The following is a 1,097-nucleotide window of genomic DNA, read 5'->3' as shown; positions in this document are numbered from 1 at the left end:
TCTCCTAAACTTTCAGGTTTTGCAGGTGGTTTTTATGCAGGTTCTAATATTGATCTCGGTGACAACTTTATTTTTGGCATCGATACGGATTTAATGGTATCTGGAAAAAAACACACAAAGACCATTACCATAGGAGCGGCTGATAACACTACAGTAGAAAATGCAGTTGTAAGATCCCGCAGATCAGCAAACCCATTAACATCTCAAGTCCCACAAGGAACAGCATTAACAGGAGCACAAACGCAAAAAGACACCTCAAGAGCACCTGCAGGTACAGGAACTACAACAGGAGAGACTCCAATAGCAGGATCCGCGTCAGAACAATCTGTTGTAACGCAATCCAGTCAAGCACTAGCTAAACCAGTAAATGCAGTTCAACAACCACAAGTAGGAGCAACACAATCAAATCAAGCAGCAACAACTAGAAGTTCTGGTAATGTTAGTTCAACAGCAGAAAAAACAGTGGTAGTGGGAAGGGAAAATCCAGGAGTTTCAACACCACCATTAAAAACGCCATCTGCATCGTCAATAACACAATCAGCATCCTCTAGACAGACGGTTAGTTCAGTGCAATCGCCATCGTCCTCATTGGAAAGATCAGGTACAGGACCGACATTGGTAAGCAGGGTAAATGGATTAAAATCACCTGCACTTAAATCAATATCCTCTACTACAGGAGCAAGCTCACCAGAGCGGTCAACGCTCTTATTGGCAAGATTATCTCAAGGAGATCAATCATCAAGAGTAGGGTCAGATGGAGCAACAGAATCTGCTAAGTCAGAGTCTGCAAAAGCGGTTGAAAAAGCACCAGTATCTTCTAGCTCATCAACAGTATCAGGCGCAAGTCAGCCAGCAGCAAAAACACCTATATCGGTACAACCATCAGCAGTAGAAAAAACAGTACCGAGCGCACCACTTGTACTCGCGAGATCAGGATCATCCTCTGGTTCAGATACAAAGACTTCCAATGGAACAAGCGGGGGTCATCATGGTGCCCATGGTAGCGGAAATGCTCATCCCAATGGTACTAATCCACATGCTTCTCGTTCTCATGGTGGACAGAATATGTCTGGACACGGTGCACAAAGTACACAAGC

General features: G+C 44.3%; 1 pseudogene. It reads left to right on the top strand.

Annotated features, from left to right (window positions below):
• Positions 1 to 1,097 (top strand): annotated as a pseudogene (locus ACFIL8_RS10765) (hypothetical protein); the annotation flags it as partial.

Origin of the sequence: Bartonella sp. AP57NXGY (assembly GCF_042195805.1) — a bacterium.
In the GTDB taxonomy this organism is placed as follows: Bacteria; Pseudomonadota; Alphaproteobacteria; order Rhizobiales; family Rhizobiaceae; genus Bartonella.
Note: the sequence above shows the minus strand (reverse complement) of the source record. Positions and strands in the feature narration are given on the sequence as shown.